8 protein-coding genes are annotated in these 8,198 nt (G+C 37.7%); all 8 read right to left on the reverse strand.

Annotated elements, in window-relative coordinates:
* Positions 1–40: 40 nt before the first annotated feature.
* The 8 genes from D1Z92_RS07895 to D1Z92_RS17810 all read right to left on the reverse strand — a co-directional run bounded on the left by D1Z92_RS07895 (position 41) and on the right by D1Z92_RS17810 (position 8,194).
* Positions 41–1,990, reverse strand: coding sequence for a stage V sporulation protein D (locus D1Z92_RS07895; protein WP_128895115.1), 1,950 nt, complete (start codon positions 1,988–1,990; stop codon positions 41–43).
* A gap of 94 nt (positions 1,991–2,084) precedes the next feature.
* Positions 2,085–4,298, reverse strand: coding sequence for a penicillin-binding protein (locus tag D1Z92_RS07900; protein ID WP_128895116.1), 2,214 nt, complete (start codon positions 4,296–4,298; stop codon positions 2,085–2,087).
* A 15-nt stretch (positions 4,299–4,313) separates the two neighbouring features.
* Positions 4,314–4,742 (reverse strand): cell division protein FtsL, encoded by a 429-nt coding sequence (locus D1Z92_RS07905; RefSeq protein WP_128895117.1) that lies wholly within the window; start codon positions 4,740–4,742, stop codon positions 4,314–4,316.
* 48 nt (positions 4,743–4,790) lie between these two features.
* Entirely contained in the window at positions 4,791–5,744 is a 954-nt protein-coding gene (gene rsmH / locus D1Z92_RS07910; protein ID WP_128895118.1) for a 16S rRNA (cytosine(1402)-N(4))-methyltransferase RsmH, read from the reverse strand.
* 164 nt (positions 5,745–5,908) lie between these two features.
* A complete protein-coding gene (mraZ, locus tag D1Z92_RS07915; RefSeq protein ID WP_128895119.1) occupies positions 5,909–6,340 on the reverse strand; it encodes a division/cell wall cluster transcriptional repressor MraZ in 432 nt (143 codons plus the stop codon).
* Between the two features lie 242 nt (positions 6,341–6,582).
* A complete protein-coding gene (locus tag D1Z92_RS07920) occupies positions 6,583–7,851 on the reverse strand; it encodes an adenosylhomocysteinase (RefSeq protein WP_128895120.1) in 1,269 nt (422 codons plus the stop codon).
* A 112-nt stretch (positions 7,852–7,963) separates the two neighbouring features.
* Positions 7,964–8,071, reverse strand: a complete 108-nt coding sequence (locus D1Z92_RS17960; RefSeq protein ID WP_276318869.1) for a hypothetical protein — start codon at positions 8,069–8,071, stop codon at positions 7,964–7,966.
* A gap of 30 nt (positions 8,072–8,101) precedes the next feature.
* Positions 8,102–8,194, reverse strand: coding sequence for an IS3 family transposase (locus D1Z92_RS17810; RefSeq protein WP_370741244.1), 93 nt, complete (start codon positions 8,192–8,194; stop codon positions 8,102–8,104).
* Between the last annotated feature and the right edge of the window lie 4 nt (positions 8,195–8,198).

Here is an 8,198-nt window from a genome sequence, read left to right on the forward strand (position 1 = left end):
ATTGCCCCTTTATAACGTAAAACTCTGGTTTTACGATTTTTTAATCATGTGCATGATCATGTTCTTCCTCTATATGATTAGACAAATATACTTTGATGGATGAACCTCGTTGTACTTTCGTCCCAGGCTTTGGTGCCTGATTAATAATTGTACTTCCCACTCCGTAAGTAGAAAGGGTAAAATTAGAAGACAACATCTCATATATTTCTTGTTTTGACCTACCCATTAAATCTGGTACTTCTACTAGCGGTGTGTCCCCGTAAATATACTTCTTTTCAATTTGCTCTTGTCTTGGCTCTACACCCATATAAGGTAAAGTGTCTTGCAATATATTTTGAACGATTGGAGCTGCAATTAGCCCTCCAAATTGTAACCCTTTTGGATTATCTACTGCTATGTATATGACAATCTGTGGATCATCAGCAGGTGCAAAACCAACGAAAGATACAATGTGTTCGGTAGGTGAGTATCTTCCATTCACTACTTTTTGTGCTGTTCCCGTTTTGCCACCCACGCGATAACCGTCTACAAAAGCATTTCGACCGGTTCCTTCTGCGACAACATGTTCCAGTGTATCTCTCACTTCACTAGAAGTTTCCTCAGAAATCACTTCACGTATTAACTTTTTATCTATTTCCTCTACGACTTTCCCTGTCTCAGGATGAATCCAAGCGTCCGCAATCTGTGGCTGATATAGTTTACCACCGTTAATCGCAGCCGATACCGCAGCAATTTGTTGTATAGGCGTAACGGATACACCTTGCCCAAAAGAAGTGGTGGCAAGTTCAACTGGACCCACATTTTCTAAATTGAAGAGAATACCGTTCTCTTCTCCTTTCATATCGATCCCTGTCTTTTTTCCAAAACCAAAGTTTTGAATGTATTCAAATAAACTTTCTTTTCCGAGTCGTTGACCTAAGACAACAAATCCAGGGTTACATGAATTTTGCACGACTTCCAGAAACGTCTGACTACCATGACCTCCCCGCTTCCAACAACGAGGTCTCGCACCAGCTACTTCGATATAACCTGGGTCAAAAAATGTTTCTGTTTTCAGGTTCACTTTTTGTTCTTCGATGGCAGCTGCAATGGTAATAATTTTAAATGTAGACCCTGGCTCATAAGTCATCCAAATCGGTAAATTGCGGTTAATGACTTCGATATCATATTCCTGATACTGACTAGGCTCATAATCAGGACGAGAGGCCATAGCAAGGATTTCCCCATTATTAGGATCCATGGCAATGGCTAATACGTGATCAGGACGATGGGTTATCATCGCCTCATCCAGTTCTCTTTCTACGATCGTTTGTATATGCTTATCGAGTGTTAGTCGTAAATTCAATCCATCTCTAGGTTCCGTATATTGCTGTGATGAACCAGGCATTTCTTTTCCTCTTGCATCGGATAAAAAAGAGACGCTTCCAGATGAACCTTGTAAAAATTCATCATAATATAACTCTAGTCCTGTCAGACCCTGATTGTCAATACCTGTGAAGCCTAGGACATGAGAGGCTAAATTTGTATACGGATAATACCGCTGATTATCTTCTGCAACAGTAACACCGGATAAATTTAATTCTTTAATTTCATTCGCCTTTTCTAACGTTATTTTTCTACCTTCTGGCTGCAACTTAACAATGAGTTGTCTTTTTGTGATCATTTGAAGCAGCTTCTCTTCGTTCATATTTAATATGAAGGCTAGTTGTTTTGCAGTAGAAGGAGCATCCTTAATTTGAGCAGGAACAACCATAACGGTTGGTGAACTAACGTTGTAAGCTAGTGGAATGCCATTACGATCAAGGATTTCACCTCTACTCGCAGTAAAAGGTATATTTTTACGCCATGAATCTTCTGCTTTATTGGCAAGATCTTGCCCTGTCCATAATTGAATGTATCCTAACCTAAATATCATTGCTAAAAACATGACTGTTACACCAACGATAACGATAAAAATCCTTTTTCGCATTGTTACATTAGCTACCTTCATTTTGACACTCCTCCCCCATCTGAATGATTGCAACGTCTTATTTATATCAACGTATTCAATGGGGGTACAAGTTAGAACAAGCAGTTCTTAAAGACTATTCGTTTTCATCTTGCTCTATGTCTGTACTTTCTTCACCGTTTTCTTCGTCCACCTGATCCACGTCTTCTGGAATAGGCATATCATGTGGTTTAAGCTGCAACAATAATTGCGTATCTTGATTTACATCAGAAGTGATACTCTGGTTATATACGTATCCTTCCCCGTCTATTTTAACCTCAATACCTAAGATTGTGCTTAACTCTAATGCATCTCTTAATGATTTTCCTGTAAAATCTGGCACAAAGTCAGACTGTGTAATCAAATATACTGTTTGCTTTGCTATCAACTGTGTTTGAGGCTGAGGAGATTGTGACAACACTTTGTTTCCATTTCCTATAAATTCAACATTCAGTCCTGCGATTTCTATTTCGTTTTTTGCTGCGTAGGCATCTAATTCTTGCACATCTGGCACTAAAATCGTCTGACTTGTTTCTGTATCACTCACCTCTTGTTGAATATCTTCCTGCTGTTCAAATTCTAAATATTGAAGACTACGCTGCATAATTTCTTTGAATACAGGGCCAACCACTGCACCACCGCGGCGGTAATCTCCTTGGATATCTGGTTCATCTGCAATAACTAGCACTGCAATTTGAGGATCGTCAACGGGTGCATAGCCAATGAAGGATATAACATAAGCACCTTCCTTGTACTCCCCACCAACAACTTTATTGGCTGTTCCTGTCTTTCCTGCAATACGATATCCTTCAATGTATGCCATTCTTCCCGTACCGACTTCTTGATCTGATACGACGCCTTCCAAATAACTACCTACTTCTTGTGCTGTTTCTTCTGAGATGACCGTTCTTACTTCTTCTGGATCAAAACTTTCAATCACTTCATTCGTCTCTGAATCTATAATATCTTTTACAATATACGGCTTCATTAATTTCCCACCATTGGCTATAGCTGAAATGGCAGCAATTTGCTGGATAGGTGTAACGGTTACCCTTCCTTGTCCGTATGTTGCAGTAGCTATTTCTGTAGCAATATTATCTCTAAAGCTAATGGCTCCAGTAATCTCACCTTTTAAACCAATATTGGTCCTGTCTCCAAAACCGAAGTTTGTAATGTACTGTCTGAATTTCTCTGCTCCAAGTTGTTCATAACCTAATTTAACAAAACCTACGTTAGTAGAACGCTTTACACCTTCTAAATAACTTATTTCGCCCCAACCTACATAGTTATGATCGTGCAATCTTCTATTCCCAACTAGTATAGAACCCGACATAAATGTTTCGTTCGGATTAAATATTCCTTCTTCAACGGCGGCAGCTAACGTAACAATTTTGAAAGTAGATCCAGGCTCGTATTGTGACATGATAGCATGGTTGTTATAATTATCGATGTTCCAATATTCAGTAGGATCAAAGGTTGGGTAATTGGCCATTCCAAGCACTTCTAGCGTATGCGGATTCACAGCGATAGCAGTCATGCTTTGTGGACTATAGGCGTAAAACGATTGTTCCATCGCCTCTTGTAAAATAGATTGGATGTTTTCGTCAATCGTCAACCGTACGGATTGACCGTGCTCAGGAGGAGTATATTCTAGTCTTCGATCTGGAAGTTCAATACCAGATCTATCTTTCCTATAGCTGATGGAACCAGGTACACCTTTTAAAATATCATCAAATTGTTCTTCTATTCCTAGACCAGGGTTGTCATATTTGTCGTAATATCCTATTACATGTGCTGCAAGTTCTTGCTTTGGATAATAACGCTTTGTTTCTTCAATAAAAGCTACTCCTTCTGTTATGCCGCGCATAGCCAATTCTGTTTCAATCTCTTCCTTCACTTCTTTGTCTATTTTTTTCCCTTTCATCCCTATCTCTTGATGTTGAACATATTTTCCATTCACCATTTTCGTTACGTACCCATGCAAGGTTACTCTTCCTTGAGGTGTATATTCCAACTTATCTGCTAATAGAGCTGTAATCTCATTTGCTCTGCCAGATTTATTAATTTTGTCTGGGTTAATAACCACCGTAAATCCGGTCAAATCTGCAGCTAAAATTTGATCGTTTCTATCATAAATGGTACCTCTATCCGGCTTCAAAATATTACTAGTTTCCCAATTTATTCTCGCTTTTTCCATTAATTCATCAGCCTGAATGACTTGCAGCCAATATAATTTGCTAATTAATGCAATAAAAAGGAGGGTAATAAACCCTCCTAGCAACAATGAACGCACTTTTACTTTTTTTAACATCGCCACTCACTCCATCTATTCATTGCTAACTGCTCCATCTTCATTTGCGTTGTTTACGGAGGCTAATATACTTTCATTATTATTTACCATTAATTGTTCTACTTCATCATACATGTAGATCATTCCTTTTGACTCCGCAAGCATAATCATAGACTGAGGCGCTAGCATTTGTTGCGTCTCTATTTTTAACGTTGCTGATTCTTTCTTTAACTGTTCAATCTCTTGTTGCATTTGTTGCATCGATAAATTCAGTTGATAGATTTCATTGTATTTCCAAACAACTGAACCAGCGATAGCACAGCATAAAACAACAACGAGCAAATATAAAAGTTTCTCCCGTATAGGCAGTCCATGTTTTCTAGTAATGGTCGTTTTGGTCTCACGGTATTTTACTTTAGGTTCTTCTTTTTTCAAAGCTAAATTCCCATCATAATAAGCTGGCACTTTCACCACTCCTTCCTGCTGTTATTTTCAATCTTCATTGCTATACGGTTATATTTTTTCTGCAACCCTCAATTTCGCAGATCTTGCCCGAGGGTTATCTGTAAGTTCTTGTTCGCTTGGTAGTATAGGTTTTCTTTTTATATGTTTTAACACTGCATTTTTCTGACAAGTACATACAGGAAAATCCGGAGGACAAGTACACCGTTCAACAAATTTTGCAATGGACTGCTTGCAAATTCTATCTTCCAATGAATGGAAAGTAATAACGCTAATTCTTCCCCCTGGAGCTAAACACGTAATCGCTTGTTCTATTGCAGATTCGAAAACGCCTAATTCGTCATTCACTGCAATACGTAAAGCCTGAAATGTACGTTTGGCAGGATGTGGTCCTGTTCTCCTTGCCGCAGCAGGAATTGAATTTTTTATAATGTCAACTAGTTGTAGTGTAGTTTCAATGGCTTGCTGTTCTCGATGCGAAATGATTTGACGTGCTATCTTTCTTGAAAATTTTTCTTCGCCGTATTTAAAAATGATGTTGGCCAACTCTTTCTCTGACCAGTTATTTACGATGTCATATGCCGACAGACTTTGACTTCGATCCATTCTCATATCGAGTGAAGCATCATGCTGATAACTAAATCCTCTTTCTGCCTCGTCTAGCTGTGGAGACGATACACCTAGATCAAATAAACAACCATCCACTTGTGGAACTCCATTTTGTTTTGGTATATAGGGCAATTCAAGCAACACCTGCTCTAATGCACTAAAATTTGTTTTAATCAATTTCACTTTCTCTTTATATGGTTGTAATTTTTGCTGTGCATGGGCAAGTGCGGTCTCATCTTGGTCTAAACCAATCAGTAAGCCTTCTTCACTTAGCTGAGATGCAATCAGTTCACTATGTCCAGCTCCGCCCAAAGTACAGTCAATATAAATTCCGTTAGGTTTTATGTTTAATCCAGCAACTGCTTCTTCTTTTAACACTGTAATGTGATGAAACAAAGATAATCCCCCTATTTTTAAAAAACTATATGCGTGATGTGTAATTTCCAAAGATGTTAGTCCATTTTTCCATTGCATCTTAGCAAAATGCTAAGCTACGATGGGGAGACTTTACCATCATATCGATGTCTGTTCAGGTTCACTGCATGCAATACAAAGCAAAGTTAAAAATCAAAATCCACCAGTTTTTCAGCAATTTCATTAAATGATGTTTCTGATTGTTGTGCGTAATCATTCCAAATCTCTTTACTCCACACTTCCACACGATTTGAAACACCAATAACAACTGCATTACTTTGTATCGTTCCATGTTCTCTTAGATTATTCGGTATATTTACTCTTCCCTGTTTATCTAATTCGCATTCTGTAGCACCTGAAAAGAAGAAACGTGTAAAAGCTCTTGCATCAGATTTCATTAATGGAAGTTGTTTTAATTTTTGTTCTAGTAGTTTCCATTCTTCGTTTGGATATATGAATAAACATTGATCAAGTCCGCGAGTCATAACGAACGTAGATCCAAGGGTATCCCTAAATTTTGCAGGAATAATCATTCTGCCTTTGTCATCCACACTATGATGATATTCCCCCATAAACATTTTGGTCTCCCCCAATTCTACCACTTTGACCCACTATTCACCACTTAATCATTAATTTAATTCTATATAAAAAAAAAAATTCCTGCAAGTGCAGAAATTTTTTTTATTTTTTTTTAATAAATATATGATAAAGAAATAATGAAATTATAGTTTACGCCTCAGCAGTAAAGGGGGTGATGTGGTGATTTCTGCCTCTTATGATTAGCGGTATATTTTAATGTTTTAACAAAGTTAAAGTAACATTAAGAATGAGACCAGCTATCTAAATATGCTTGTTGTTCTCCTGTTAACGAATCAATACCGATTCCTAATGACTGTAATTTTATTCTAGCTACTTTTTCATCAATTTCATACGGAACAGAAATTACTTTTGAACCTAATTGTTTAGCATTTTCATTGGCATATTGCAGTGACAATGCTTGCAGAGCAAATGTCATATCCATAATTTCAGCAGGATGACCATCTCCAGCAGCTAAGTTCACCAATCTACCTTCCGCGAGCAAATATATTTTTCTTCCATCTTGAAGTTCATACTCTTCTATATTGTGTCTCACTGTTTTTTTGTGCTTGGAAAGAGCATCTAGTTCATCTTTGTTTACTTCAATATCAAAATGTCCTGCATTACTTAAAATGGCACCATCTTTCATTACCTCGTAATGCTCACCTCGAATGACATCACGATTGCCCGTTACAGTGACAAAGTAATCTCCCACTTTAGCTGCTTCCGCCATTGGCATCACTTCAAAACCATCCATATACGCTTCTATTGCTTTGATGCCATCAATTTCAGCCACGACAACTTTAGCACCAAGGCCTTTTGCACGCATGGCCACACCTTTACCACACCAACCGTAACCAATAACAACGACTGTTTTTCCTGCTACGACTAGATTGGTGGTGCGATTAATACCATCCCAAACAGACTGTCCCGTACCATAACGATTATCAAACAAATATTTACAGTAAGCGTCGTTAACGGCAACCATTGGGAATGACAATTTACCTTCTTTTTCTAATGCTTTCAAGCGAAGAATTCCCGTTGTTGTTTCTTCCGCTCCTCCGCGAACGTTTTCAAGCAAATCTTGTCTATCCGAATGTAATATGCTTACTAGATCTCCACCATCATCAATGATAAGATCAGGTTTAGTTTCTAATGTATTTAGTAGATGTTGCTCATATTCTTTAGGATCAGGATTGTATTTGGCGAATACTCTTATACCATCTTCCACTAGTGCTGCACACACATCATCTTGTGTAGATAAAGGGTTAGATCCAGTAATCGTAACTTCTGCTCCACCTGCATGAATTACCTTTGCTAAATAAGCTGTTTTAGCTTCTAAATGAAGAGAAATAGCAACTTTCAAACCCTTAAATGGAAGGTCCTTCTCAAATTGTGTTACTATACTATTTAGTACTGGCATATGCGCTTTTACCCACCCAATTTTCAAGTGTCCGTTATGCGCTAATGATGGATCTGCGATTATACTTTCATTCATTTGCAACTTACTCATTCTAATTCCTCCCTCTCATACATGAATCTCAACTCATCCATCCTTTAATATAAAATTTATAGCTTATGGATGATGACATGGATTTAAAAGATGTTTTATGTTTTACATTGCTTTACACATAAACAAGCTGATGCTGAAATGGTTTTTCTAGTTCATGTTCTATTAGCTGTTCCATCCAATCCATTCCATATTTATTAATATACTGAATCACATTATACACTCTTTCTTGCTTTGGATTGTCAACAGAAAGCTAGACAACTTTTTTAAGGTCAGCTAGTTTATATTGAACAGGGCTCATGTAGCCCAATGTTCCATGAATTCGAATATGATTATACCAGTGCACATAG

Origin of the sequence: Longirhabdus pacifica, from assembly GCF_004115085.1 — a bacterium.
Lineage (GTDB): Bacteria > Bacillota > Bacilli > Paenibacillales > DSM-105158 > Longirhabdus > Longirhabdus pacifica.

Bases quoted from the DNA above. Each gene is read 5' to 3' on its own strand.
- mraZ (WP_128895119.1), bottom strand. From the start codon at position 6,340: ATGTTTATGGGGGAATATCATCATAGTGTGGATGACAAAGGCAGAATG.
- D1Z92_RS07920 (WP_128895120.1), bottom strand. From the start codon at position 7,851: ATGAGTAAGTTGCAAATGAATGAAAGTATAATCGCAGATCCATCATTA.
- D1Z92_RS07900 (WP_128895116.1), bottom strand. From the start codon at position 4,298: ATGTTAAAAAAAGTAAAAGTGCGTTCATTGTTGCTAGGAGGGTTTATT.
- D1Z92_RS07895 (WP_128895115.1), bottom strand. From the start codon at position 1,990: ATGAAGGTAGCTAATGTAACAATGCGAAAAAGGATTTTTATCGTTATC.